This is a genomic window from Paenibacillus sp. TAB_01 (genome assembly GCF_043945595.1).
Taxonomy (GTDB): domain Bacteria; phylum Bacillota; class Bacilli; order Paenibacillales; family NBRC-103111; genus Paenibacillus_S.
This window is the reverse complement of sequence record NZ_JBIFNP010000001.1, coordinates 4,708,998-4,734,895: the sequence shown is the minus strand read 5'-3', so window position 1 is coordinate 4,734,895 and position 25,898 is coordinate 4,708,998. Positions and strand designations below refer to the sequence as shown.

Sequence of the window (25,898 nt, the reverse complement as noted above, 5' to 3'; positions counted from 1 at the left end):
CCTCCGTCCCTTAATAATAATTGCCCACATTGCGGGTCAGTCTCATATACAGACCTACGACAACCGTTAAAATAATAGCTGTGATCACGGCGAGGGCGGACGAATATCCGTATTGGCTAATCGAATCGGCAGCCCCGTAGGAGAAGAAATATTTGAACGTATAGGACATGACGACCTCGGTTGAACCGCCGGGCTGACCGTTCGTCAGAACCAGCACCAGGTCGGACATCTTGATGCTGTTCACAATAAAGAGCATCATAATGACTTTCCCTGTCGGAGCCAGCAAAGGGAGCGTAATTTTCGTAAACCGCGTCCATTTGTTCACGCCGTCGATATCAGCGCACTCATATATTTCCTGCGGTATATTTTGCAGCCCCATTATGAAAAAGATCATGTTTACGCCAAAGCCTTTCCATACACTCGCGATGACAATGACAAGATCCGCCAGCCATTTGTTCCCGAACCAATTGATATTGGTTTCTGTAAGATGAAAAGCTTTGAGCAGCTGGTTGACCGAGCCCAGGAAAGGTTCAAACATTAAGAAGAAGACAATCCCTACAATCGCAGTACTGACAATGGTTGGAGAGAAGAAAACGGTACGAAAGAAGGAATTGATTTTCTTTCCGCTGTTCAAGACAACCGCTAAAAAAAGCGCAAGCGGGATTTCAAGAACAAATTTAGCAATAACGATGATAAAGGTATTGACTAAGGAATCCCAGTAATGGCTGTCTCTTGTAAAGGCCCGGACGTAGTTGTCGAAGCCGGCAAAGCTCGGAGGCGAAATGCCATCATAATTAAACCAGGACCATCGGATGAGCCAAACCATAGGGTAGATGGTGAACAAGGCGAAGCCAATCAGCATTGGGGCTAGCATGAGATAGGATTGTACGGTATCTTGCCGGTAAATGCTGGATTGTTTAACGGTGTTTTCGGGTGAACTGCGCATGCTGGCGTGTGCCTCCTTTCTGTATAAAACGTTATGGGAGGGGGAGGATGGAGGATCCTCCGCACCTAGATGTTATTTAGACCGCGTATCCCAGTTTTTGTTCACATACAGACTCATATCCATGCCGCCGTTAACGGCTTTATCCAATGCGCTGTTATAACGCTTATCCAGATCGGCAAGAACGGCAGCGACATCCGCATTGGCAGGTCCCGCAATCAAGTTGACGATCGTATTCTGATAAGGCTGTCCTTCTACGGTAATGCCTCCATCCGGCGGCGTGAGCGCAAGGTAGGAATTGGACGTATCTCCGAATTCGGCGGTTCCCGCCTTCTTGAAGCTGGCAGGAGCCTGCGCTTGAATATCTTGCCGTGCGATGAAATCGACTTCATTATTTTGAATGTCTTTCAGCACTTTATCGCTATGGAACAGCTCATACACTTTCATCGCTTTTTCCGGCATGTTCTTAGCGCTTGGCCCTATGCACAGCGCGTCGGCAATTTGCGCGTAGTTTTTATACTTCTTGGCTGGATCAATGACGGGGGTATCTACGACGCCAAGCTCGAAGTGGGTCCCAATCTCTTTCCAGAACTTATCGAGGGCGGAAACATCCCAATTGACCCCGGGAAGCATTGCGATTCTGCCCGCAGCGAACTGCGCCATCAGAGCGTCATTGTCCATGCCTTCTCCGCCGGGGAAGATGCTGCCGTCCGCCTTCATTTGGAGAATTTTTTGGATATTCGGCGTGAAATCAGAGAATGCGAATTTGCCTTTGGTGAAATCGTAGCCCATATGGCCGACTGAGCTCGCGAACTGCGAGGCAAAATACCATTTGCCGGAAGAGGCCGAATCCTTTAAGTGGACGCCATAGCCATAAGCGCTTCCTTTGTTGTCATTTGTAATTTTCTTCGCGTAGGACACAACCTCGTCCCAGGTTGCCGGCGGTGTATTGAATCCGGATTTTTTCAGCAGATCCTTGTTGTACATAAACTTGGTAGACAATACCTTGTAAGGAACGCTGTACGATTTTCCGCCGAATGTCGTATAGCCATTGATCAGAATATCCTTGTACGTTTTCAGAAAATCAGGTCCGCCCGGCAGATCGTCGATAGGAAGCATCCAGCCGGAGCTGATGAAAGGCTCCTTCACCGTACCTACAAATTTATAAAGCTCCGGAGCCTGGCCGGCCGCTAAGGCCACCTTTAACACATCGTTGTAGTCGCTTCCAAATACTTTGTATTCGATGCGGATGCCATCCTTTAACCCTTCGCCTTTGTTATACTCCTCAATAATAGGATCCATGATCGGCTTATATGCGCCGTCGTTCGTCCATACGCGGATTGTTTCCATTTTGGTGTTGGACCCATTCGAACCGTTACCCGATTCCTTTGCCGAGTTACCTTCCGAACTACCTGTACAACCTGACAAGATCCCCATCACAAGTGTTAAACCAAGGCAAGCTGAACCGACCCGAATCATGGTTTGGCGATGCATACTTTTCAAAACGATTCCTCCCTTTTTGTTGTAGAAGCGCTTACAACATCATAGCAATTAATATTTCCTGCGAAAATACAAAAAAATGCGGAAAAAAGTACGATATTTTATGCAGTTGACGAATGGCCTTGTCACCGGTCATTTTCCGTTGATATACTGAAGCTGCTGGAAATCCTTAAAGAAAGGAGCTCCATAATGATAGGAATGATGCATATGAGCATACGAACCCGGCTTGTCATCTATTTCCTCGCTTCCATACTGATTCCATCTGTTCTTATTACTGCAGCCGTATATATCGGCTCCACCGAAATCATTAATAAGAAGATGAATGAGCTAGTTGAGAAAAATTTGAACTCAGCCCGTCTGATTGTGCAGGAAAGGCTTGAATTTATTGATGAATTAATGACCTTGATTTCATTAAACCCCATGGTGCAGGAAGTGTTAAGCGAGAGTCCTACGAATAACATGGCGGACAACGTGACGCAAATCATTAAGCTCGACCGTGCGCTCGACAGCTATTATTTATCCAATTATTACGCATCTCCCAATTCATCCATCGTACCGACCATTTATTTAATTGACAGGCCCGAGTATAAGAAATATGACATTTCCAATAAGGTGCAGGAGGTTTCGGCGATTGAGAACGAGCCGTGGTACCAGACGATGGGCGATAAAAATATGATTATCGACGCTCCGTCCGGCAATGGCCCGGTGATCATCGCTAAACGTCTGTTCAGCTTGAGGAAGGCGGACAAGTACGACTATGTTGCACTGCTCACTGTTGAGCTGGAGAAGTCAGGTATTAACAGCATGCTGTCGACGTTCAAGCCATCGGAAGGAAGCCGCATCTGCATTCTGGATCATAACAATCAGGTGATTATGAGCAGCGATGCCATGACTGGCGAGGAAGAAGAGCTGATCCGATCGCTGACACCCCATGCAGATAAATTTCAACAAGTCAGCCTGAATGGAGAACCCGTCATTATGTCCTATGAAAATTTGGATAATATCGATTGGAAAATCGTAAATATGACGCACTTGAATGAGATCAATTCGGACCAGAACCGTTTGACTCGGATCGTCGGTTTTGTTCTTCTAAGCTGCATGTCAACGGCTCTTTTGGCCGCTTTCTTGCTTTCGCGCAATATCTCGAGTCCGATTACGAAGCTGGTTGCTTCCATGCGGACCGTCAGAGGCAATAACTTCGATATCGATATCCGTTATAACAAAAAAGACGAGTTCGGCTATTTGATCCAGCAGTACAAGCGGATGATCCGTCAGATTAAGGATTTGATCGATAAGCTTTATGTAAGCGATTTAAATAAACAAAAGGCGGAATTGCTTGCCAAGGATGCGCAGCTTCGGACGCTGCAAGCCCAAATTAATCCGCATTTTTTATACAACACATTGGATTCCATCAACTTGTTCGCGATCAAGCATAATACGCCGGAGATCAGCGAGATGATTAATTCACTGGCTAATTTTTACCGGTATTCGCTTAGCAAGGGGCGCAATATGATTTCTCTGGAAGAGGAGATTACGCATACCCAAAGCTATTTGGACATTCAATCCATACGGTTCGGACCAAGATTGCGGTACTCCATCGCTATTGTGCGTGAGCTGCGAAAAACAAGAATTGTCAAGCTGGTCATTCAGCCTCTTGTAGAAAACTCAATTATTCACGGGTTTGCCCACAAGGAGGGAGAACTGGAAATACGGATAACGGCAACGCAGGAGGCGGACCGTCTCGTTTTGTCCATTACAGATAACGGTACCGGCGCGGATGTATATGAGTTGAACCGATTGCTGCTATTAAACGATAATGAAGAAAAGTCATTTGCCATTAGGAACGTTCACCGGCGGCTTCAAAGCACATTCGGTGAAGAATATGGACTTCACTACCTTCGTAATGAGTCCGATGGGATGACGGTACGAATTACAATTCCTGCAAACTATGGAGGGGAATCATGTTAACAGTAGTCTTAGCCGACGATGATTACCTGGTCAAAGAGATTTTGTATCAGAACATTCCTTGGCATGAGCTCGGCATGGAGGTAATCGGGCTTGCAGAGAACGGCAAGGAAGCTCTTGATCTATGTGTGAATGTCAAGCCGGATATTTTGGTGACGGACATTAAAATGCCTTTTTATAACGGGCTTGAGGTTGCTATTCAGCTGATGGAGCATCAGATCCCAACGAAAACGATCCTGATTAGCGGGGTGCAGGATTTTAATTACGCCCGAATCGCTCTAAATGTGCAAGCTGCAGGCTATATTCTGAAGCCGATTCAGCTCAAAGAGGTTATCGCCGTGCTGAAAAAGGTAAGAGACGCCATCGAAATGGAGTTCCAGCGGGAACAAGTGGTGAAGCGGCTTGAGCAGCAGCTGGCAGACAATATGTCTCTGGTACGGGATAAATTTCTGAATCATCTCGTCTCCGAGGGGGCGCTTCATGACAATGAGCTTCAAGAGAAACTGGATTATTTCAAGCTGCCCCTGAAGGCGGTTCAAGATATTATCGTCGTCGTGGCGGAAATCGACGATTATGAAAGCCGGGTGAAGAGCCAGGGGATCGACCGCATCCAATTTTATAATTTCTCCATTAAAAATTTAATTGAGCAACTATTGAACAATTATCAAGCGGGGATCTGTTTTACGACAAGGGATAACGAGTTTGTGATAATATTTTGCGGGGAGTACTGCAAAGAAGACAAAATGACGCAGCTCTTCGAGAGTATCGAGCAGCTGCTGCACGATTTTGACAGCATTACGCTTTCTATGGGCGTCGGTCATTGCGCAAGTCTGAAATCCGCCCATCTTTCTTACAGCAGCGCGTGCAGCGCCAGGAGCTATAAGTTTTATACAGGCAATAACTCGATTATTCATATCAACGATATTGTCAGCTCCAATTCGATGGATAAGACCGGCGATATGAGAGGAAATGCGAAGCTCCATCATCTGAAAAAGTCATTGCTTGCTGAAATCAAGCTGGGGAACAGGAGTCGTGTCCATCAGAAGCTGGAGGAATACTGCGCACTGCTGATTCAGGCCAAACAGCTGTCCCAGCACTATATACGCGGACTTTTCCTGGAATTGATCATCGAGTCGTACCGCGAATTTTGCGAAACCGAGGGGGAAGTCACGGAGGTGGTTGCCAGCTATACGGCTTCGATGCAGTCGGTTATGAGCGTAGAGACTATTAGAGAAATAAAGACGCATTCCAGCGGTGTACTGTTAGGTATCGCTGAATACTACGGCGCCAAGTATAACAAAAAGCATTCTAATTTAATCGAACGAATTAAAAATTATGTGAACGAGAGCTATATGGAGAATATCTCGCTCGCGGATATCGCGAATGAAGTATACATGTCGCCAAGCTATATCTGTGCTGTATTCAAGCGGGAGACCGAGATGACGATCAATGAGTATATCATTGAGAAAAAGATGAATTTGGCCAAAAAAATGCTGACAAGCACAAAAATGAAGGTGCTTGAAATTGCAGAGCAGCTGGGCTACGAGAATTCGCAATATTTTAGTTATTCTTTTAAAAAGTATACCGGCGAAACCCCGCAGCAGTATCGGAGCAGGCATACCACGCAGAGTGTGTGATATTGTCAGGCTGTTGGAAAACCCGGTTGGAGTGAAGAATGAGCATAAACGCAGGTGGGGTATCCAAGCTTACGAAGCCAGTTTTTCTTTGACAATATATTTCATATATATAAACAAACGAGGAGCCAATCATAATGAGACAAATGGAGCTTGGAACAAGCAGTTTGAAAACATCCGTCATTTCGCTTGGATGCATGCGCATTGCCGAGATGGAGGAGAAGGAAGTATCCCATTTAATAGGAACGGCGATGGATGCAGGGATTAACCTGTTTGATCATGCCGATATTTATGGCGGCGGGAAATCGGAGGAAGTTTTCGCAAAAGCCGTAGATATGCGTCCCTCCGTACGGGAGCACATGTTTATTCAATCCAAGTGCGGAATTCGCAAAGGCTTCTTCGACTTTTCCAAGGAGCATATTCTATCTTCGGTCGACGGCATCTTATCGCGATTAAATACCGACTATTTGGATTTGCTGCTGCTGCACCGTCCCGACACATTGGTGGAGCCGGAGGAGGTCGCCTCCGCTTTTGATACGCTGCAAGGCTCAGGGAAAGTGAGGCATTTCGGGGTAAGCAACCAGAACCCTATGCAAATCGAGCTGCTGAGTCAGACATTGAATCAGAAATTGGCTGTAAATCAGCTGCAATTCGGTCCGGCTGCGACCGGAATGATCGATTTCGGTCTGAATGTGAATATGGCAAACGAGGCTTCCATTAACCGCGACGGCAGCATTTTGGAATACTGCAGATTAAAGGAGATTACCATTCAAACCTGGTCGTCGCTGCAATACGGATTTTTTGCCGGCACCTTCCTGAATAAAGAGCTGTACCCTGAGCTCAATGCGGTGTTAAACCGAATGGCAGAAGAAAAATCGGTCACCAATGCGGCCATTGCCATTGCCTGGGTGCTAAGACATCCGGCTGGGATGCAGCCCGTGCTTGGAAGCACGAACGCCCAGCGGGTAGCTGAAATGGCCAAGGCAAGCGAGGTATCGCTTAGCCGGATGGAATGGTATGAAATCTACAGAGCAGCCGGAAATAAGCTTCCATAAAAATGGTAAAATACACAGACAAACTCCTTTATTCCGAGTGAAATTAGGGGGGTTCCTGCTAATGAAGTATTCGAGGCATTTGTTGATCCTGCACAAATCGGCAGCTTCTCGTTCTCTTCGAGCTCGGAACGATAGGAAGCGGGCAGGACGATTGAGCTGCGCTATGAAGAATACAACGCACCTGGAGCATGGTATTACGACATTACGGGCGGCGCTGGTGCATAATTGAGATAAGCGGCGGACTATGACTTTATTATTCAAGTCACGGTCCGCCGCTGTTTGATTTGGTTACCGTGTCAGCTTACAGCCAGCCTTGCTCTGTTTCATCCGCTGCATGGGGACGGCAGGGTTGATCGGTCAGCTCCCGGCCGGCAGCGCGTGAAGGGTTTCCGCCAGCCAGTCGAGCGACTTCTCGCCGCTGGTCTCATGCTTCCCTGCATGAATATGGACACCGAAGCGATCGGCGTGACCGATCTCCTCGTAAAGTCCGCTTAGCTGCCGTATCGCGTCCTTGGCCGTAGCGATCGGAAAAATCATATCGTTCTCTCCCGTCTCGATAAAGAGAGGACGGGGAGCGATGAGGCCGAGCAGGTCCGGCATCTCCGCATGCTGCAGAATGCCCGGCATATAGTTGCACAGGCAGTGGCGGACATGAAGGATGCTTCCTCGGTAAGTGTTCGGATAACAGCCGACCACAGACGCTTGAATCCTGTCGTCTAACGCGGCGGATAAGGAAGCCACGGTGCCGCCCCCCGAGTACCCGATATTGCCGATCCGCGCTGCATCCACTTCTTCCCGGGATGCCAGGTAATCGGCCGCTCGGATGGCCTCATAGGCACGCAGACCGGCCGTAGTCTTGCCTGCCATCAAGAGGGATACCGACAGGTTATAGCAGGAGTTTTTGAGGTCCGGATCCTGCAGCTGCACGTCTCTCTCCAGCATGCGGTCCGCAATGCCCGCCTCGTCCGGGGCAAGGACGACCAGTCCGCGGCGCGCCAATTCCAAAGCCAGATTATCCGACAGCTTGCCGGTACCGTGCTTCGGGCTGCCGTCCATGTTCAAGCCGACCATCGCCTTGCTTCCGCTCGGGCTGTGTCCGTGCCACAGCAGTGCGGCTGGCCGCTTCTCGCCCGGAGCGAGCGACTTGGGGATCATAGCGTAAGCGGGCATTCTCAGCCCATCCAGCGTAGTAAATACGACCCGTTCGCGGTAAGCTTCCTCCAGCTCGACTCTCTCCAGCACGACCGGATCCAACCGCGCTTCGTCTCCTTGCGGCAGCCGAAACGGACCCAGCACCTGCTTAAGCCGGGCCAAGAGCCGCTCCCGCTGCTGCTCCCGGGTTTCGTTAACGGGGGTGCGTGTTTGTTGAAGTTCATCGTAAAGCGCTTCCAAATAAGCATCGGGGTGCAGCATTATGTTCCACCGTCCTTCTTTCAAATTAGAAATACAAATAGATGTTGCGGTCATCCCTCCCTCATGAATAAAGTATACGTGGTATACCTCATCATTTCCTGCCTGCCGTTTTCCCTTTTTCCTAGAAATGATCGCTATTCATAGGCTAACTTAATATCGGATAATCCATCTTAAAAACGGATTATCCCGAATATTAAACCTGAGCTATCCTTGTTGAATTTGATGGTTTCCACAGCGCGAGGTTTTTGCAAGAATAAAGAAAGAGCTTACATCGCCGGCGCTCCACTCTGCATCACGGCCCGGAGCCGGTTATTTCCAATTCGTCACTTCTATTAAAATGAAGGAGGTTACAGACATATGAACAATGTCAGCCGAAAGAAATGGGCGGTCACAGCAACCGCCTCGCTGGTATCCCTCTCGCTTGCTGCAGGGTGCAGCGGTTCAACAACAGGGAGTCCATCGGCAGAAAATCAGACCGCCGGGGAGCAGCCCAAATTGCAAACGCTTACGTATTGGGTGGCCTTGGCCAGCAACGTGGCTGCCAACTTAAAGAGCTACGGAGAAATGACGTTTTATAAGGAAATGGAGAAACGAACCGGAGTCACGGTACAATTCCAGCATCCTCCGATCGGACAGGAGAAGGATCAGTTCAACCTCATGCTGACCGGGAAAAAACTCCCCGATGTTATCGAATATGGCTGGGCAAGCTATCCCGGCGGCCCGGAGAAAGCGATCAAGGATAAAAAAATTATAAAGCTGAACGACATTATTGATAAGTACGCTCCGAATTTGAAGAAGGTTTTTGATGAACATCCGGATTGGAAAAAGCAAGTGATGACGGATGAAGGCAGCATTTACGGCTTTCCGTTTCTGCGCGGCGACGATTATTTGCTGATCAGCAACGGGATTGCGCTGCGTAAAGACTGGCTGGATAAGCTGAATTTGAAAATGCCGGAAACGCTCGACGAATGGCATGACACCCTTTCGGCCATTAAGAAAAGCGACCTTAACGGCAACGGCAAAGCGGATGAAATTCCGCTGATGATTAAGAAGGACGACATGGGCGGAGCGGTCCCGTTCCTGGGCTCGTTCGGCGTCAACTATGACTTTTACCAGATTGACGGCAAGGTGAGCTACGGGCCGATTCAGCCGGAGTACAAAGCGTTCCTGACTCTGATGAACCAATGGTACAAGGAAGGGCTGCTGGATCCCGATTTCGCCGTTACCGACAACAAGCTGAAGGACGCGAAGGTAACGGGGAATCAGCTGTTCGCCGCCACGATGAGCACGGGCTCGGGGATCGGCAATTATACGGCGCTCGTTAAAGACAAAATTCCCGGCTTTAAGCTTGCGGCCGCTCCGTTCCCCGTCGTAAACAAGGGAGATAAAAAGCTCTGGAGCGCAAAGACCTTCACCAACTCCGGAGGAGTGGCCGCTGCGATATCGACCTCGAATGCCGACCCGATCGGTACGGCGAAATGGCTCGATTACGCTTACAGCGCGGAGGGCCAAATGCTGGCTAATTTCGGGGTGGAGGGCGTTTCCTACAATATGGTCAACGGCTATCCGACCTTTACGGAAGAGATCGCGAATCCGAAGAACTCCTCCATGGCCCAGGAGATGGGACGTCATGTCCGCTCCAACAATAACGGTCCTTTCGTGCAAGACAAGCGGTATATGGAGCAGTATGCCTCCCTTCCCGAACAGAAGGATTCGATCAAAATCTGGGGTGAGCCGACCAGTGAAAGGAAGATGCCGCTCGTCACGCCGACTTCGGAAGAGAGCAGCAAGTTCGCCTCGATCATGAACGATGTAAACACGTACAAGGATGAGATGTTCAACAAGTTCATTATGGGGGCGGAGCCTTTGGACAACTACGACAAATACGTGAAAACGATAGAGGGCATGGGAATCCAGGAAGCGGTCAAAATTCAGCAGGCTGCTTTGGAAAGATACAATAAACGATAATCAGGAGATTAGGGAGCTCCGCTTGTCAGGGAGATGAGCCGTTCATCTCCCTTTCTTGTTCAGAGCGAAGGAGGGCACCGTATGGATACGATCAAAACCGCCGCAGGAAGAGCAGCGAAGTCAAGCCGTTCGACGCAGAGCCTGCGGGCAACGATAGGCAGCGACTTGAGGCGCAACAAACTGTTATATTTGATGGTTTTTCCGGTCATAGCATATTATCTGATATTCGATTACGGGCCGATGTACGGGCTGCAAATCGCGTTCAAAGATTATAGTCCGGGCGACGGCATCTTGAACAGCCCATGGGTCGGCTTCCGCCATTTTACGGATTTTTTCAGCAGCTATTATTTCTGGAGATTGATCCGCAACACGCTGCTTCTCAACGGCTACGAGCTTATTTTCGGCTTCCCTGCGCCGATTGTTCTTGCGTTATTATTGAATGAACTGCGACGGCAGATGTTCAAGAGGGTCGTTCAGACCATTACTTATTTGCCGCATTTTATTTCGATCGTTGTCGTTGTCGGGATGATGGTCGATTTTTTGGCGAGAGACGGGCTTGCGAATCAATTGCTGTCGTCGATAGGCGTTGCGTCCAAGTCTTACTTGTCCGAGCCGGAATGGTTTCGATTTATTTATGTTTCCTCCGGCATTTGGCAGCAGGTCGGCTGGGGTTCCATCATTTATTTGGCGGCGCTGTCGAATATCGATCCCACGTTGTATGAAGCAGCGAAGGTTGACGGCGCAGGCCGATGGAAACAAATGATTCACATTACCGTACCGGGGATTATGCCCACCATTATTATATTGCTGATTTTGAAAATGGGCTCGATGTTATCCGTCGGCAGCGAGAAAATCCTCCTGATGTACAACCCGCTGACCTACGATACGGCGGATGTCATCTCTACTTTCGTATACCGCAAAGGGATTCTCGAAGCCGATTTCAGCTACACGGCAGCGGTAGGATTATTTAACGCCGTCATTGCTTTCGCCCTGCTGATCCTCTCGAACAGCATAAGCAAACGGGTAAGCGAAACCAAACTATGGTAGCAGGGGAGGGAACAGCATGATGAACAAGCCGGCTCTCAGCGAAAGAGCGTTTGATCTATTGAATGTGGTCATGATGACCGTGCTATGCCTAGTCACCGTTTATCCGTTTCTATTCGTTGCCTTCTCGTCCTTGAGCGACCCGGGCTTGCTGGCGCAGCACCGCGGTTTGTTGTGGAAGCCGTACGGCTTTAGCCTGGATGCTTACAAGGCGGTATTTGACAATCCCAGCATTCTGAGCGGTTATGGCAATACGATATTTTATGTGATTGTCGGTACGACCTTTAACCTGATTATGACTTCGCTTGGCGCGTATTTTCTTTCACGGAGAAACGTGTTTTTTAAGAACGCAATTATGTTTATGATCGTCGTTACGATGTTTTTCCAGGGAGGGCTTATCCCTACTTATCTGCTGGTGAGCAACCTGGGCCTTGTCGATACGCCATGGGCCATGATTATTCCCGGAGCCATCAATACGTGGAATCTGATTATTATGCGGACCTCGTTTCAAGCGATACCCGCAAGCCTTGAGGAGTCGGCCAAAATAGACGGCGCAAGCGAATCGAACCATTCTATGGCGGATCATTCTTCCTTTATCGATCCCCGTCATGGCCGTTATGGTTCTTTTCTACTCTGTAGCCCATTGGAATGCGTGGTTCAATGCCATGATCTACCTGCGCGACCGCGAGTTATATCCGCTGCAGCTCATTTTGCGGGAAATTCTCATTACGAACAGCACGGATAATATGACGACGGCTGCCGCCGGTGTGGATAAAATGCCTATCGGCGAAGCGATTAAATATGCAACGATTATGGTTGCAACGGTCCTTATCCTGATACTGTATCCTTTCCTGCAAAAATATTTCGTCAAAGGGGTCATGATCGGAGCGTTGAAAGAATAAATGCAGGAAGCAGGAAAATGGCGGGATTTAAGGAATATATATCTAAAAGCGTGAAATGGGAGGATGGAATATAGTGCGGATGAAAGGCATATCGCGTGGAAGTGCTTTTATCACTCTCTTATTATCCTATCTGGCCGTTTTCCTGCTTCCTCTTGTACTAGCTTCGATCCTGTACACGAAAACCGACACGATTATGAGGGATAACGCGAACAGGGCAAACCTTGCGATGCTGGACCAGCTCCGCCAGTTAATGGATGGCAAGCTGAAGGAGGTCGAGCAGATCTCTCAGCAGGTCGGTTTAAATCCGCAGCTGCAATGGCTGATGAACAACGCCGAGACCACGGATAGCGGCAATGCTTACAAATTCGTGGAATTTGTGTCGGAGCAATTATCGCGATATCAAAATGAAAGCGGTATCATAGAAAATTACTACGTGCTTTTTAACAGCAATGATACCGTCTTAATGCCAAAGGCCAAGACAACCTCGGATATGCTGTATCACAGTTTATACCGCCCGGTAGGGATCAGCTTCGATTCATGGCGGAGCGGACTGTTAGGCGGTCCCCGCTATAAGGATTATAGTGAGGTTACTTATGAGACGCCCACAGGTACGCAGGATACTATCACCTACGTCCAGACGCTTCCGCTCGGAGAATTGACCGACATCCGCGGAGCGCTGGTTATTTTGCTCGATATGAATCAAATTCGCAGCATGCTGTCCAAGATCGAATCCACTTATCAAAGCTCTATCTTTATCCTGGACCGCCAAGACCGTCTCATCGCCGGAAAAGAAAACCAGCCGGTCCCTTGGGATCAAATCCGGGATAAGGCGCTGACGAGCGGCGTTCCTTACGAGTACGAGGATCACGGCACGGAAATGATGCTCACTACCACCGCCTCGGATCAAAATGGCTGGAAGTATATGCTTGTCATGCCCGAGCATGTCTATATGGAGCGGGTTCATGCCGTGAGAAATTGGATGTTCATTCTGCTTCTGATCTGCCTCGCCTGCGGCGCAGCTGCAATCAGCTTTTGGGTGCACCGCAATTATACGCCGCTGCGCAACGTCGTACGTGCGCTTCAGATGGAAAAGCCGGTGAAATCGGGGCAGCCGGCCAATGAGTACGAATTTATTCGGGAAACGATCCGAATGACCATGCGCGAAGAAAGGGAGCTTCGGACGCTGTTGTCCCGCCAGACCCCGGTCATCCAGGCGAGCTTCCTGGCACGATTCATACGCGGGCATGTGGACAGCTCCCGATTGACCGAAGAATCGCTGCAATTCATGGATATCCGCCTCATCTCCGATTATTTTGCGGTGATTTTGATCGACATAGCCGATGTCAGCCGGTTTAGCACGGACCAATCCGAGCGGCAGTGAACCTTGATCCGATTTATTATTTCCAATATCGGTACGGAGCTGATTCGTGAGCGGGCTTGGGGGTACTCCGTAGAGCTGAATCAGAGCTATGTGGCGCTGCTGGTCAATTTCTCCAAGGAACGGCAGGCAGATTCAGAAGAGGAGCTGGACGGTATCGCGCGGCGCCTCAAGCAAGTGATCGAAGAACGGTTCAAAATTTATATGACGCTTGCCATCGGGAACGTGCATGAAGGGATGGACCGGATCGGCGAATCTTATTTGGAAGCGCTCGGTGCGCTGGATTACAAAATGTATAGAGGCCACGATGCCGTCATACATTACAGGGATATCGCAGATGCGGATTATCATTACTACTTTCCGATTGAAACGGAAATCCAGCTGATGAACTTCACGAAAAGCGGCGATGTGGACAATGTCGATAAGCTGATCGGCCACCTGTTTCATACGCATTTCAGTCAGCAGCGGATCTCGCCCGAATTGGGAAGAACGCTGTTTACGAATATGGTCAGCACTTTATGGAAGATCATTACCCCTATGGATCCCTCGTATCGGGAAGTATTCGGCGACGGCTTCGACCCGCTGAAGGAGCTGTCCGTCTGCACGACCGTGGAGGAGATGAAGGTCACAACCCGCGATTGGTTTCTCGCTCTGTGCCAATATTTGAGCGCCAGCCGCAGCAGCCACAGCCGGCAGCTGTCCGAACGGATCGCGCATTATATCGAGCAGCATTACGCCGACGACATGCTTAGCTTGACTACGATTGCCGAGCATTTTCAATTGACGCCTCAGTATTTGTCCACGCTGTTCAAGAAGCAGATGGGCATGAACTTAACCGATTATTTGACAAGAGTGCGTATTGATGAGGCCAAGAAGCTGATGGAGGATAAGAAGCTGACCTTCGCGCAAATTGCCAATAAAATCGGTTATGCCAATGATATCGGGTTTATTCGGGTATTCAAAAAGCTCGAAGGGACGACTCCCGGTAAATACCGTGAATTGCTGTAAATGCATCTCCCTTATGTAGTTCCAATCTTTCCAATATAAAACCATGAATCGAGAGGATGGCGAAGCAAATGTCAAATCAAGAAGTGGGCTATGCGGTTGTCGGTTTGGGTGTTGGCAAGTCTCATGTAAGGGGCGCATTGAATGCGAAAGGCTGCGGGCTCGTTGCTATTTGCGATGTAGACGAAAGCGTTCTCAATCGTGTAGGCGATGAGTTTAACATTGCGCCGGAGAACCGGTATACAAGCTATGAGCTGCTATTAATGCGGCCGGATATCGATGTGGTCAGTGTATGCACGCCAAGCGGCAGGCATCGTGACGATGCCATTAAGGCGTTGGAAGCGGGCAAGCATGTGCTGGTGGAAAAGCCTCTTGAAATTCAATTGGACAAAATCGATGACATTCTGGCTGCAGCCGATAAGGCGGGTAAATATATAGGCTGCGTGTTCCAGAACCGGTTGAGCCCCGGCAACAAAAAAATTAAGGAAACGATCGATAGCGGCCGATTGGGGAGCTTGATTACGGCCAATTTTCATGTGAAATGGTACCGCACCGACGAATATTATGCAAGAAACGGAGGCTGGAGAGGCACGTGGGCAATGGATGGCGGAGGGGCCGTCATGAACCAATCGGTGCATACCATCGATTTGATGCAGTGGATGATGGGACCTGTGAAGAGTGTATTTGCGAAAGCGGGAGCCTATAATCACGACATTGAGACGGAAGATACGGCTGTAGCCGTCATTCAATTCGAGAGCGGGGCCATCGGCACCTTCATAGGCACAACCTGCGCCTACCCGGGCCTGGAGATTCTTTTGCAGGTACATGGCACTGACGGAACCGTATACGCCAATAATTCCAATATCGAAGCGTTCAAGCTTGCGGATGACCCGGACAGAACGGAAGAAGCGCAGGTGCTGAGCGAATTCGGCAAGCAGGAGAAGAGCAGCGGCGGAGCGGATCCTGCGGCCATTTCGACAATCGGTCATGCCGGACAAATACAGGATATGATTTTTGCCGTACAACAGAATCGCCCGCCTATGATCCAGGGAAAAGAAGGCTATGCCGCCGTTGAAATTATTCTTGCCATTTACGAATCTGCGCGGCTGGGCCAGGAAGTGTTTCTTCCGCTGGTAAAAACGGCAGCACAGAAAAGGGGCTAGCAGAGATGGTGAAATTCGGATGCTGCTTGCCGGGGGCTTCCTTCGTACCTCAGGCAAGTGATAATAACGCCGTCAAAGGCGACCCGTTCCTCCAGTTGAAGGAGAACTTGAAGCTTATTTCCGAGCATGGCTACGATTTCGCAGAGCTGACGGTTGGAACTTTAACGGGTGTGTCGGAGAATGACTTTCCCCGCTGGGTGGAAATGATCCGGGCATCCGGTACCGAGGTTCCTGTATTGAACAGCTTTATTCCTCCGGCGGTCAAGCTGACCGGTCCAGGAGGTCAATAGGGCCGGGATTGAAGATTACTTGCAGCTGGCCTTCACCAGGGTGAAAGCGATCGGCGGAGAGACGATCATCTTCGGGAGCGGCGGCGCCCGTTCGTTCCCTGAAGGATTTGCTAAGGATGAAGCCATGAAGCAAATCTCGGATTTTTTGCACATCTGCAGCAAGTATGCGGCGCAGTATGAAATAACGGTGGCCATCGAGCCGTTAAACCGGAAGGAAAGCAACATGATTAACTCGGTCAGGGAAGCTCTGGAGCTTGCGAAGGAGCTGGACCTGCCCTATATTACCGTGTTAGCCGATTCCTATCATATGCTTGAGGAGCAGGAAGGCTTAAGTGTGCTATCGGACACGACGGCATCCGGGCTGCTGGCGCATGTTCACATTGCGGACCGAGACAGAGTTTTTCCCGGGCTGCCAGCAGAGAACGGAATGGATTTCCGCGCATTTTTTCAAGCGCTTCATACGTCGGGATATGAGGGAAGGGTTTCGGCAGAATGCCGGTTTGATAACTTTTCCGCCAACAGCAAGCAATCGTTGGATTATGTAAGAGCCTTAAGGGCGTCTATTCTGTAAAAGAAGGTGAAGATCAGCATGCCGATATCCTTTCAATTGAAGGTCCACGCGGGCAACCATGACCGTCAGTATTGTCCTGCTGCCGTTCAGCTGGATTCCAACGATGCTTTGCTGCACAATATTTCTTCAGACTCCTTCGTCATGACGGACGATCAGGGCGGTGCTGTCGCGGTACAGGCAAGGAAAGACGGGGATGTTTATTATCTTCATTTCATAGTGAAGCAGCTGGCAAAGGGTGAAAGCCGCACCTACAGGCTTGAAGCCGGAGCAAGCGAGCCTGCGCCGGCCGCTGCTGGCGTGCAATTTATTCACGAGGAATCGAAGAAAATCGATGTGCGGGTCGGAGGGAGCTATTTTACCTCCTACGTCTATGATTCCACGATAGCCAAGCCGTACCTCGGGCCTATGATCGGGCCCTATGGCGACAGCTACACCCGGCTCGATTTCGAAACAAAAGAGCATCCGCACCACCGTTCGCTGTGGCTGGCGATCGGCGATGTGAATGGGATTGATATGTGGAACGAGCCTGCCGAACGGTACGGCAGACAGCTTCATCAGCGATTTACCGAAGTGGCCGACGGTCCGGTATGCGGTGTCATTACCTCGCACAATGTATGGACGAGCTTTAATAAGAAGCCGCAGATTGACGAGGTCCGCACCATCACTTTATACAATACGCCGGCAGGCGGACGCATGATCGATCTGGACGTTATGTTTACGGCCAACTACGGTCAGGTCGAATTCGGCGCAACCAAAGAAGCCGGGCCGCTGGGGATCCGTGTTGCGGAATCGATGAAAGTGGACAACGGCGGAACGATGGTGAATTCGTACGGCTCCGTCAGCGAAGCCGAGTGCTGGGGCAAACGCGCGGAATGGTGCGATTACTTCGGTGAAGTGGGAGGACATACACTCGGAATCGCGGCGTTTGATCACCCGGACAATGAACAGTTTCCGAGCTATTGGCATATCCGTAACTACGGCTTGCTGGCCGCGAACAATTTTTATTTTAGCGGCGGCAAATTAATCAAGCCGAAGGAGACGGTAAGGTATCAATACCGAGTATACTTTCATGAAGGAGATACTCAGGCCGGCGGAGTTGCGAATAAATATCAGGACTACATCCATCCGCCTAAGGTGGAAATCATCCGTTCATCCGATGGAGACTTAGGACAGCGGGCCTGAGCATTCGAACTCACTCACCTTACGTTTATGCATTTTCCATCAAGCAGCATGAGCTTTGGAATAACGACGGCAAGCTATCCATTGTGCTGATAGATATCTTTGCAGCAGCCTCGTTTCGGAAGTTACCGAACGGGGCTTTTTGATTTGGCAGGAAAAAAGAAGAAGCTTCCTAGGTAAAATGCGGAAATTTGGGTAATTTATTATGGAGCTTCATGGTTACTGACCTATGCAAGCCAATCATCCTGGATTATACCGAAGGAGGACACAAGATGAGCGACCAATACACGATGCAGGATCCGACGAAGATGTACACGAAAGCCGGACCGGAATTTCAGCAGAAGCAGGACCCGCCGGGACTGCAGAAGGAAATGACGCCGAAGCCTGATGCCGGGGAGCAAAGCTACCGCGGAACCGGCCGTCTGAACGGCCGGAAAGCGATCGTTACCGGAGCCGACAGCGGCATCGGCCGCGCTGTGGCTATTGCCTTTGCCAGGGAGGGAGCGGATGTCGGCCCTCTCCTATCTGCCGGAAGAGGAGCCGGACGCCAAGGAGGTTGTCGAGCAGATCGGAGCGGCCGGGCGCAAGGCGGTGGCTTTTCCCGGCGACGTGAAGGACGAGCAGTATTGCGAAGCGCTTATCCAAACCGCCGTGGATCAGCTGGGAGGACTGGATATTCTGGCCAACGTCGCGGGGATGCAGCAGTTCGTGGAGAATATCGCCGACCTGACGACAGAGCAGTTCGACGCCACCTTCAAGACGAATGTATACTCGTTATTCTGGCTCTGCAAGGCGGCGATCAAGCATATGCCTCCAGGCAGCTCCATCATCAATACGAGCTCTATCCAGGCGTATAGTCCATCCCCGATTCTGCTCGACTACGCGACAACCAAAAGCTCGATTAACGCGTTCACCAAGGCGCTCGCGCAGCAGGTCGCGCCTAAAGGGATTCGCGTGAATGCCGTCGCTCCCGGCCCGGTATGGACGCCGCTGCAAATCAGCGGAGGCCAGCCGCAGTCGAAGCTGAAGGAGTTCGGCATGCAGACGCCGATCGGCCGTCCCGGCCAGCCTGCGGAGATGGCGCCTGCGTACGTCTTCCTCGCGAGCCCCGAGTCGAGCTACGTCGTCGGCGAGACACTGAACGCCAATGGCGGCGAGCCAACACCATAAAGAAGCGACGCCGGAGCGGGAGTAACCCGCTAGCTCCGGATCGATGCAGCAAGCCGGCTCTTGTGTGGAGCCGGCTTGCTTTTTTTGTATGCAGGCCTGGATGATGAACCGGATGCAATGCCCCAAGCCTACGGCGTGTTACGAAACCGCGGCTGCTGAGTTACGGCTCCTGGACTGCAACAGCGGCCGCCCGGTGCTCCATTGCGATACCGATGGGGCTGATATTAGGGTTTTGAGTGACATAAGCTTAGGGGAGGCGGCAAGAGCATAGTAAATGGGGACAATTTTCGCCTGCGAAGCGCTGCGCGGCGGCGGCTAGGCGGGCGGGCTGAACATGACGGCCACGGCATTCTCGATCTCGTTTACAGCTTATTTTATATCATTATTTATGAAGGGGGAGCTTTCATTGAGAATTTTTGGATTCATTCTCACATGGATCGGTGTGCTGATATTATCACGGCGGGCCTGTGGATTTGGCTCAATGCTTTTTGCCTGCGGCATGACCCGAACGGGTGCAGCGGCGGTTTTACGTTGCACTGGGAGGACACGGAGGCGCTGGCTTATTTTATTCCGTCGTTTATACTGGGATGCTTGCTGACAGCTGCTGGGATATTCACGATTATCGGCAGCCGAAAGGCAGCAGGCAAAAACAATACGTAACCGCCGCATAAAGCGAACCATTCCTCACCTCAGATCGATAAGCGGGCATGAGTGAGAGGATCAGGCAATCATTTAGCACAAATGGGATAACGCCCTCTTTTCCAATGGGTGCATAATAAGGATGTGAATGTGAACAAGGCATGGGCTGTTTAAGCCGAAATGGTGAAGCAAAAATGGATAACCGAAAGCGAGGAACAATTCAATGGACTATGTGAAGCTTGGAAATACCGGCCTGGATGTTTCGCGGCTTTGTCTTGGCTGCATGGGGTTTGGAGTGGCGGAGCGCTGGATTCATCCGTGGGTAATTGACGAAGAACGCAGCCGTTCGATTATTAAGAAGGCGCTCGAGCTTGGCATCAATTTTTTTGACACCGCGAATGTGTATTCAGACGGAACAAGCGAGGAAATTGTGGGGAGAGCTTTAAAGGATTATGCTAACCGTGACGAAATTGTGCTCGCGACCAAGGTTCATTTTCGCATGCATCAAGGTCCCAACGGAGCCGGTCTTTCCCGGAAGGCCATCATGAGCGAGATCGATAAAAGTCTTAAACGATTGGGAACGGATTACGTAGACCTTTATCAAATCCACCGCTGGGATTACAATACGCCTATTGAAGAAACGATGGAGGCTCTGCATGATGTGGTGAAGGCGGGGAAGGCACGGTACATCGGTGCTTCAGCCATGTACGCATGGCAGTTTTTAAAGGCATTGCATGTGGCTGAGACGAATGGATGGACCCGGTTTGTATCGATGCAGAATCATTTAAATCTCATCTATCGCGAAGAGGAGAGGGAGATGCTGCCGCTTTGCAAGGCTGAAAAAATCGGCGTCATTCCCTACAGCCCGCTCGCTTCTGGGAGATTGACGCGCGATGTGGCGGAAACGACGCATCGTTCCGAAACCGATCAAACCCAGAAATCGAAATACGATGCGACTGCGCCTACAGATCGGCTGATTGTAGAGCGCGTTGCCGCACTCGCAGAGAAGCACGGCGTCCTCCGCTCCCAAATCGCACTTGCCTGGCTGCTGCAGAAGGAGCCGGTATCCGCGCCGATTATCGGCGCTACGAAGCTAGCGCATCTCGAGGATGCAGCGGCCGCTCTTTCCGTTACGTTATCGCCCGAAGAGGTGGCTTTCCTGGAAGAGCCGTATGTTCCCCATCCGGTCGTTGGCGCCCTTTGATATAAGTACGACAAGAACGCCCCGTTATTTGCAGAGGCCACTGAAAAAGTCATCGCTACGAGTACGGAACATTCTTCCGATCGCTGTTGTCCCTGGATTTCTTTAATTATCTTCCGCTTGTAGCGGTTGAAATCCAGGGACAAAGGCGAACGCTTTCGCTTCTACAGAACGATCCGTACTCTCCGCTAGTTTTTCAGTGGCCTCTTATTTACATGGGGGCGTTCTTTTTTTGGATCCGACTACATGCGGGCCGATCGTTACGGCTGAAAAGCATGATTGCGTAAGCGGCGGCTGACCGCCGCGCAGCACCGCAACTCAGCACTGCGATGCGCCTGCGCTGGCGCTGCAGGAAGCCGATTACATTTCGCTTAGGGCCGATACGACGAATTCGGCAGATGCCGGTTTTTTACATCCGGCAAACGTCTTTCGGACAGCCCTCGCAATGGCAGATGTCCTGAAGGTAGGAGAGGTCTTGGATAAGAATGTGCCCTTGTTCGATACGAATGGCGTTCGCTTTACGAAACTCGCTGAGCATGCGGTTTACACTCTCTCTGGTTGCGCCGATCATATCGGCGAGCTCGGTATTCGTATGCAGTTTGGAGATCCATACCTGCTCCTCTTGTTTAACGCCATACGTATTGGCCAGGCGGATGAGCAATGAACATAACGCCCCGTGCTTGCCGAACATCATCAAGTCACGGAACTTCGTCTGGGTCATCCGGTGAACAAGCCCCATCCATCTCATGAACTCAACGGCTAAGCCGCCGTTTTGCCAGAGCAATCCTTCCAAATCGCTTTGAAGAAGAACCCCGATCACACTATCCTCAATGACCTCGGCGTCGAAGCTGTGGCGCGATTGGTGAAAAGGGTCGATCTGGCCGAACATATCGCCTTCTTGATGCATGTACAATATAAATTGTCTGCCTGCTTCGGACGATTTCGTCAGTTGAATACGTCCGCTTTTTACGTAATACAACTTATCGGCGAGCTCGCCTTCCCAAAATAAATGGGAGCCGCTCTCCAAGGGGAGGTCATACATCATCTGCTGGAGCCTAAATAAATTTTCGCCGGAGAAACACTCGGTATTCCGGACGCGGTTTTCGATGGTATCAGGCGTTGGATTCATTCTGCAGTCACCCCATGCTTCAAATGCTTGATTTGGTTTATTTTAGTATACCTATGTTATCTGCGGGCCGATATGATAAAGCTCACAAGAGCTCTTTCTCCGGCTAAACCAGCCCAATGCTGGATTATCGGACGCGATCCGATGCGAAAAGTCCGTTCGTTATGTATCGGGAAGCATCCCTAAATAATATTGTGAATTTGTTCACAAATAGTTCAAGGGAAATCGTCCCATGCTGTGAGATTTATCATAGTTAGGGTGCTTGATTAAGCTTAATCTAAAAACAGATCCATTGCACCAAAGCAGCAGGTTTACCGAAAGGATTTTTATGATCGGCTTTGAAAAAAAGCTAACTGGGGAGGTACCGTCATGGCGATACAAGAAGCGGATGTGCTAAGAGGCAGCTGGAGAGGATTTCTTCAAGGCAAGTGGAATAAGAGCATCGATGTAAAAGATTTTATTGATAATAATATGACGGTCTATGAAGGCGATGACGCTTTTCTGGCACGGACCGACGGAAGCGACGATACAATTGTGGCAGATGCTCAGAATTCTTGCCGCCAAGGAGAGAGAAAACGGCGGTGTGCTCGATATCGATGTCCATACCATCTCTACGATTACTTCTCATGCGCCGGGGTATATTGCCAAGGAGAAGGAAAAAATTGTGGGCCTGCAGACCGATGCGCCGCTGAAGCGCTCCGTTCAGCCTTTCGGGGGCATTCGCATGGTGATGGATGCCTGCGAGGCCTACGGATTCCAGCTCCCGGAGGAAATGATACGGCTGTTTACAGATATTCGCAAAACGCATAACCAAGGCGTATTCGACGCCTACACCTTGGAGATGCGAACCGCGCGGAAAGCCGCGATCATTACAGGGCTGCCGGATGCGTACGGACGCGGGCGCATTATCGGCGACTACCGCCGTGTCGCTCTCTATGGCGTCGATCGTCTGATCGCTGAGAAGCGGGACGATCTGAATCAACTGGAGGTCGATTCGATTACCGAGGATGTGATCCGGCTGCGCGAAGAAATCTCCGAACAGATACGCAGCCTGCATGAGCTGAAACAGATGGCTCAAGCTTATGGCTACGACATTTCGGAGCCCGCTGCGAATGCCGCGGAAGCCGTGCAGTGGGTATACTTTGCTTACCTGGCTGCCATCAAGGAGCAGAATGGAGCGGCGATGAGCCTTGGCCGGGTATCGACCTTTCTCGATATTTATATCGAGCGGGATTTGCATGAGGGCAAATTAACGGAAGAAGCGGCGCAGGAGTTAATCGATCATTTTGTGATGAAGCTGCGTATTGTCAAATTTCTGCGTACGCCCGATTATAACGAGCTGTTCAGCGGCGACCCTACGTGGGTGACGGAATCGATCGGCGGCATGGGGCTGGATGGCCGGGCGCGCGTAACCAAAAATTCGTTCCGCTTCCTTCATACCTTATATAATCTGGGCCCGGCGCCCGAGCCGAACCTGACGGTTTTATGGTTCACGCAGCTGCCTAGCGGCTTCAAAGCCTATTGCGCCAAAGTCTCGGCAGAGACGAGCTCGATCCAATACGAAAATGACGATCTCATGCGTCCATACTATGGGGACGATTACGGCATCGCATGCTGCGTATCCGCCATGCGGATCGGCAAGCAGATGCAGTTCTTCGGCGCACGCGCCAATTTGGCGAAAGCGCTGCTCTACGCGATCAACGGCGGTATGGATGAGAAGCTGGGCATCCAAGTCGGAACCGGAGCTTGCGCCATTGACCGCCGAAGCGCTGGACTACGAGGAAGTCATGGAGAAGTTCGATACCGTGCTGGAATGGCTCGCGAAGCTCTACGTCAACACGCTGAACGTCATTCATTATATGCACGATAAATACTGCTACGAGCGGCTGGAAATGGCGCTGCACGACCGCGAAATTGTGCGTACGATGGCAACCGGAATCGCAGGGCTATCCGTCGTCGCCGATTCGCTCAGCGCAATCAAATATGCGAAGGTGCGCCCGATCCGCAATGACAAAGGCATCGCCGTTGATTTTGAAATCGAAGGCGATTACCCGCAATACGGCAACAACGACGAACGCGTAGACCAAATCGCCGTCCAATTGACGGAATCGTTCATGAACAAGATCCGCAAGCATAAGACTTACCGAGGCTCCGTGCCGACGATGTCCGTATTGACGATTACATCGAATGTGGTGTACGGCAAAAAAACGGGCAGCACGCCGGACGGCCGCAAAGCAGGAGAACCGTTTGCGCCCGGCGCGAACCCGATGCACGGACGCGACCGGAAAGGAGCCCTGGCTTCGCTCGCTTCCGTATCCAAGCTTCCTTATGAGCATTGCCTGGACGGAATATCCAACACGTTCTCTATCGTGCCGAAAGCGCTTGGCCGCGAGGAAGACACCCGCATCGCGAACCTGGTCTCGCTGCTCGACGGCTACATGGCCAATAACGGGCATCATCTGAACATCAATGTGTTCGACCGTGCGCAGCTGCTGGACGCGATGGAGCATCCGGAGCTGTATCCGCAGCTGACCATTCGCGTATCGGGCTATGCGGTCAACTTTATCAAGCTGACGCGCGAGCAGCAGCTTGATGTCATCCATCGTACCTTCCACGGCACGATGTAGAAACTGGGTAAGGGAGCGAAGACTGATGAAAGGACGCATACATTCCTTCGATACCTTCGGCACCGTAGACGGTCCGGGCATCCGCTTTGTCCTTTTCATGCAGGGCTGCGCGCTTCAGTGTCAATACTGCCATAATCCGGATTCATGGGACATGAACGCCGGCAGGCAAATGGATATAGAAGAAATTTTAGCTGAAATTGAGCCATATTTAGAGTATTACCGCCGTTCGGGTGGAGGGATTACGGTGACGGGCGGGGAGCCGACCTTACATGCTGCCTTCCTGGCCCGGCTGTTTGCCGAGTGCAAGCGGCGCTGGGGACTGCACACGGTGCTGGATACGAACGGCTTCTGCGAGCCGGACCATGCGCGGGAGCTTCTGGAGGTGACGGATCTGGTGCTGCTCGATTTGAAGCAGATCCATACCGAGAAGCACATTGCGCTTACGTCGCAGCCGAACGATCGTATAAAACGGTTTGCGCGTTACTTGAGCGACCTCCGAAAGCCGGCCTGGATCCGCCATGTACTTGTACCGGGCAGGACGGACGAGGCCAGTGATTTATTGGAGCTCGGAAGATTTATAGGAACGCTGGCTAACGTGGACAAAATCGAGCTGCTGCCTTATCACCGGATGGGCGTCTACAAATGGCAGCAGATGGGAAAGGAATACCCATTGGATACATGTCAGGAGCCGAACGCCGGCGCGGTGGCCAGAGCTCGTACGATCATCGAACAAGGGAGACAGAGTATGCCGATGCTCCGTCCGGAGCTGTCGTTGTGAATAGCTCCATGCAGATCACAGCGGCTGTTCAAGTGAAGCGGCGGCTGGATAAATAGTATAAGCTGAAATCGATAAAAAGAAACCTTCTCTTGGTAAATGACTGGCGGTGCCGCCGTCATTCAAGAGGAGGTTTCTTTTTGTTTAGGCGACATTCACCTTATGCTCATTCGACGAGAGATTCGAACCATCCGTTACCGTAAGTGATCGATATCACATCTGTCCGCGGCATAAACCTTTATGATTCAACTAGGAAGCGACAAAGGAAAGGATACGGTTCGATGATCAACAGAAGCGGGAGATTTGCTCGAAGAGCCGTCAAGTATGAAACGGCCACATACGGAGAAGAG

The 25,898-nt window shown here is 50.7% G+C and carries 18 protein-coding genes and 3 pseudogenes; 17 read left to right on the top strand and 4 right to left on the bottom strand.

Annotated features, from left to right (window positions below; genetic code table 11):
- Positions 1 to 10 precede the first annotated feature (10 nt).
- Positions 11 to 946 (bottom strand): carbohydrate ABC transporter permease, encoded by a 936-nt coding sequence (locus ACHHV8_RS22950; RefSeq protein ID WP_395161772.1) that lies wholly within the window; start codon positions 944 to 946, stop codon positions 11 to 13.
- A 72-nt stretch (positions 947 to 1,018) separates the two neighbouring features.
- Positions 1,019 to 2,437, bottom strand: a complete 1,419-nt coding sequence (locus ACHHV8_RS22945) for an ABC transporter substrate-binding protein (RefSeq protein ID WP_395163598.1) — start codon at positions 2,435 to 2,437, stop codon at positions 1,019 to 1,021.
- 213 nt (positions 2,438 to 2,650) lie between these two features.
- On the opposite strand from ACHHV8_RS22945, the gene ACHHV8_RS22940 reads away from it, so the two are divergent.
- From ACHHV8_RS22940 to ACHHV8_RS22930, 3 genes are all read left to right on the top strand, one after another.
- Positions 2,651 to 4,411, top strand: coding sequence for a sensor histidine kinase (locus ACHHV8_RS22940; RefSeq protein ID WP_395161771.1), 1,761 nt, complete (start codon positions 2,651 to 2,653; stop codon positions 4,409 to 4,411).
- Positions 4,405 to 6,045 (top strand): response regulator transcription factor, encoded by a 1,641-nt coding sequence (locus ACHHV8_RS22935; RefSeq protein ID WP_395161770.1) that lies wholly within the window; start codon positions 4,405 to 4,407, stop codon positions 6,043 to 6,045. The genes ACHHV8_RS22940 and ACHHV8_RS22935 overlap by 7 nt, the downstream gene beginning before the upstream one ends.
- A 134-nt stretch (positions 6,046 to 6,179) precedes the next feature.
- Positions 6,180 to 7,097, top strand: coding sequence for an aldo/keto reductase (locus ACHHV8_RS22930; RefSeq protein ID WP_395161769.1), 918 nt, complete (start codon positions 6,180 to 6,182; stop codon positions 7,095 to 7,097).
- Positions 7,098 to 7,454: 357 nt separating this feature from the next.
- Here the strand turns inward: ACHHV8_RS22930 and ACHHV8_RS22925 are convergent, their stop codons facing one another.
- On the bottom strand, positions 7,455 to 8,564 hold the full coding sequence (locus ACHHV8_RS22925; RefSeq protein WP_395161768.1) for a dienelactone hydrolase family protein: 1,110 nt from the start codon (positions 8,562 to 8,564) through the stop codon (positions 7,455 to 7,457).
- Between the two features lie 303 nt (positions 8,565 to 8,867).
- Here ACHHV8_RS22925 and ACHHV8_RS22920 point away from each other — a divergent pair, with 303 nt between their 5' ends.
- The 12 genes and pseudogenes from ACHHV8_RS22920 to ACHHV8_RS22865 all read left to right on the top strand — a co-directional run bounded on the left by ACHHV8_RS22920 (position 8,868) and on the right by ACHHV8_RS22865 (position 21,023).
- Positions 8,868 to 10,478, top strand: coding sequence for a type 2 periplasmic-binding domain-containing protein (locus ACHHV8_RS22920; protein WP_395161767.1), 1,611 nt, complete (start codon positions 8,868 to 8,870; stop codon positions 10,476 to 10,478).
- Between the two features lie 81 nt (positions 10,479 to 10,559).
- A complete protein-coding gene (locus ACHHV8_RS22915) occupies positions 10,560 to 11,525 on the top strand; it encodes an ABC transporter permease (protein ID WP_395161766.1) in 966 nt (321 codons plus the stop codon).
- Positions 11,526 to 11,541: 16 nt separating this feature from the next.
- Positions 11,542 to 12,424, top strand: a pseudogene (locus ACHHV8_RS22910) (carbohydrate ABC transporter permease).
- Positions 12,425 to 12,497: 73 nt separating this feature from the next.
- Positions 12,498 to 13,805: a cache domain-containing protein gene (locus ACHHV8_RS22905; RefSeq protein ID WP_395161765.1), complete on the top strand. Its 1,308-nt coding sequence runs from the start codon at positions 12,498 to 12,500 to the stop codon at positions 13,803 to 13,805.
- Positions 13,806 to 13,808: 3 nt separating this feature from the next.
- Positions 13,809 to 14,810, top strand: coding sequence for a helix-turn-helix domain-containing protein (locus tag ACHHV8_RS22900; RefSeq protein WP_395161764.1), 1,002 nt, complete (start codon positions 13,809 to 13,811; stop codon positions 14,808 to 14,810).
- A 68-nt stretch (positions 14,811 to 14,878) separates the two neighbouring features.
- Positions 14,879 to 15,970, top strand: a complete 1,092-nt coding sequence (locus tag ACHHV8_RS22895; RefSeq protein ID WP_395161763.1) for a Gfo/Idh/MocA family protein — start codon at positions 14,879 to 14,881, stop codon at positions 15,968 to 15,970.
- A 5-nt stretch (positions 15,971 to 15,975) separates the two neighbouring features.
- Complete coding sequence (locus tag ACHHV8_RS22890; protein ID WP_395161762.1) at positions 15,976 to 16,260, top strand: hypothetical protein; 285 nt, start codon at positions 15,976 to 15,978, stop codon at positions 16,258 to 16,260.
- Between the two features lie 7 nt (positions 16,261 to 16,267).
- Complete coding sequence (locus tag ACHHV8_RS22885; protein WP_395163597.1) at positions 16,268 to 16,831, top strand: sugar phosphate isomerase/epimerase family protein; 564 nt, start codon at positions 16,268 to 16,270, stop codon at positions 16,829 to 16,831.
- Between the two features lie 18 nt (positions 16,832 to 16,849).
- The gene (locus tag ACHHV8_RS22880; RefSeq protein WP_395161761.1) at positions 16,850 to 18,013 is read left to right on the top strand and encodes a DUF6807 domain-containing protein; all 1,164 of its coding nucleotides are present in this window, start codon (positions 16,850 to 16,852) and stop codon (positions 18,011 to 18,013) included.
- A gap of 287 nt (positions 18,014 to 18,300) precedes the next feature.
- Positions 18,301 to 19,180: pseudogene (locus tag ACHHV8_RS22875) on the top strand (SDR family oxidoreductase).
- A gap of 432 nt (positions 19,181 to 19,612) precedes the next feature.
- Positions 19,613 to 19,840, top strand: a complete 228-nt coding sequence (locus tag ACHHV8_RS22870) for a hypothetical protein (protein ID WP_395161760.1) — start codon at positions 19,613 to 19,615, stop codon at positions 19,838 to 19,840.
- Between the two features lie 202 nt (positions 19,841 to 20,042).
- Positions 20,043 to 21,023, top strand: coding sequence for an aldo/keto reductase (locus tag ACHHV8_RS22865; protein ID WP_395161759.1), 981 nt, complete (start codon positions 20,043 to 20,045; stop codon positions 21,021 to 21,023).
- 406 nt (positions 21,024 to 21,429) lie between these two features.
- Here ACHHV8_RS22865 and ACHHV8_RS22860 read toward each other — a convergent pair whose 3' ends face one another.
- Positions 21,430 to 22,149: a Crp/Fnr family transcriptional regulator gene (locus tag ACHHV8_RS22860; RefSeq protein ID WP_395161758.1), complete on the bottom strand. Its 720-nt coding sequence runs from the start codon at positions 22,147 to 22,149 to the stop codon at positions 21,430 to 21,432.
- Between the two features lie 366 nt (positions 22,150 to 22,515).
- Here ACHHV8_RS22860 and pflB point away from each other — a divergent pair.
- Both pflB and pflA read left to right on the top strand, forming a co-directional pair.
- Positions 22,516 to 24,773: pseudogene (pflB, locus tag ACHHV8_RS22855) on the top strand (formate C-acetyltransferase).
- A 25-nt stretch (positions 24,774 to 24,798) separates the two neighbouring features.
- Positions 24,799 to 25,551 (top strand): pyruvate formate-lyase-activating protein, encoded by a 753-nt coding sequence (pflA, locus tag ACHHV8_RS22850; RefSeq protein WP_395161757.1) that lies wholly within the window; start codon positions 24,799 to 24,801, stop codon positions 25,549 to 25,551.
- The last annotated feature ends 347 nt before the right edge of the window (positions 25,552 to 25,898 follow it).

Excerpts from the sequence above, each read along its gene's own strand:
- ACHHV8_RS22950 (WP_395161772.1), bottom strand. The coding sequence starts at position 946 with ATGCGCAGTTCACCCGAAAACACCGTTAAACAATCCAGCATTTACCGG.
- ACHHV8_RS22945 (WP_395163598.1), bottom strand. The coding sequence starts at position 2,437 with ATGCATCGCCAAACCATGATTCGGGTCGGTTCAGCTTGCCTTGGTTTA.
- ACHHV8_RS22940 (WP_395161771.1), top strand. The coding sequence starts at position 2,651 with ATGAGCATACGAACCCGGCTTGTCATCTATTTCCTCGCTTCCATACTG.
- ACHHV8_RS22935 (WP_395161770.1), top strand. The coding sequence starts at position 4,405 with ATGTTAACAGTAGTCTTAGCCGACGATGATTACCTGGTCAAAGAGATT.
- ACHHV8_RS22930 (WP_395161769.1), top strand. The coding sequence starts at position 6,180 with ATGAGACAAATGGAGCTTGGAACAAGCAGTTTGAAAACATCCGTCATT.
- ACHHV8_RS22925 (WP_395161768.1), bottom strand. The coding sequence starts at position 8,564 with ATGACCGCAACATCTATTTGTATTTCTAATTTGAAAGAAGGACGGTGG.
- ACHHV8_RS22920 (WP_395161767.1), top strand. The coding sequence starts at position 8,868 with ATGAACAATGTCAGCCGAAAGAAATGGGCGGTCACAGCAACCGCCTCG.
- ACHHV8_RS22915 (WP_395161766.1), top strand. The coding sequence starts at position 10,560 with ATGGATACGATCAAAACCGCCGCAGGAAGAGCAGCGAAGTCAAGCCGT.
- ACHHV8_RS22895 (WP_395161763.1), top strand. The coding sequence starts at position 14,879 with ATGTCAAATCAAGAAGTGGGCTATGCGGTTGTCGGTTTGGGTGTTGGC.
- ACHHV8_RS22890 (WP_395161762.1), top strand. The coding sequence starts at position 15,976 with ATGGTGAAATTCGGATGCTGCTTGCCGGGGGCTTCCTTCGTACCTCAG.
- ACHHV8_RS22880 (WP_395161761.1), top strand. The coding sequence starts at position 16,850 with ATGCCGATATCCTTTCAATTGAAGGTCCACGCGGGCAACCATGACCGT.
- ACHHV8_RS22870 (WP_395161760.1), top strand. The coding sequence starts at position 19,613 with ATGGATCGGTGTGCTGATATTATCACGGCGGGCCTGTGGATTTGGCTC.
- ACHHV8_RS22865 (WP_395161759.1), top strand. The coding sequence starts at position 20,043 with ATGGACTATGTGAAGCTTGGAAATACCGGCCTGGATGTTTCGCGGCTT.
- ACHHV8_RS22860 (WP_395161758.1), bottom strand. The coding sequence starts at position 22,149 with ATGAATCCAACGCCTGATACCATCGAAAACCGCGTCCGGAATACCGAG.
- pflA (WP_395161757.1), top strand. The coding sequence starts at position 24,799 with ATGAAAGGACGCATACATTCCTTCGATACCTTCGGCACCGTAGACGGT.